This window comes from Streptomyces sp. DH12 (genome assembly GCF_020873895.1).
Taxonomy (GTDB): Bacteria; Actinomycetota; Actinomycetes; order Streptomycetales; family Streptomycetaceae; genus Streptomyces.
Genome location: NZ_JAHWGT010000590.1, coordinates 1 through 550 on the forward strand (window position 1 = coordinate 1; position 550 = coordinate 550).

Below are 550 nucleotides of genomic sequence, written 5' to 3' on the forward strand. Positions count from 1 at the left end.
GCTGGAGACGGCCTCCGAGCACGGCCTGCCCGTCGACCTGCACACCGACGCCTCCGACCCGGCCCGGCTGGCTCGCCTCGCGGCGATGGCGGGCGGCCTGCGACCCGGGGTGACGCTCGGCCCGTGCGGGGGCCTGTCCGCCCTCCCCGCCGACGTCGCGGCCCGTACGGCGGAGCGGCTCGCGGCGGCCGGGGTGACGGTGGTGTGCCTGCCCCAGGGCGGCTGCGGCGCGGCGGACGGCCGGGACGCCGCACCGGTACGGCTGCTGCGCGCGGCGGGTGTACGGGTGGCGGCCGGCAGCGGGTCGCTGCGGGACGTGTCGAACCCGGTGGGCCGGGGCGACCCGCTGGAGGCGGCGTACCTGCTGGCCTCCTGTCAGGGCCTGACCCCCGAGGACGCGTACGCGGCGGTGAGCACGCGGGCGCGGGCGGCGATGGGACTGCCGGAGGTCCGGGTGGAGGCGGGCTTCCCCGCCGACCTGCTGGCGGTACGGGGCGACGGCCTGCCGGCCGCGCTGTCCCTGGCGTACAGCCGGATCGTGGTGCACGGG

The 550-nt window shown here is 79.8% G+C and carries 1 protein-coding gene; it reads left to right on the plus strand.

All coding sequences use genetic code 11. The annotated features are described in order from the left end of the window. Positions 1 to 550, plus strand: a 550-nt coding sequence (locus LPA54_RS35935) for an amidohydrolase family protein (RefSeq protein ID WP_228984745.1), incomplete at both ends; no start/stop codon positions are given.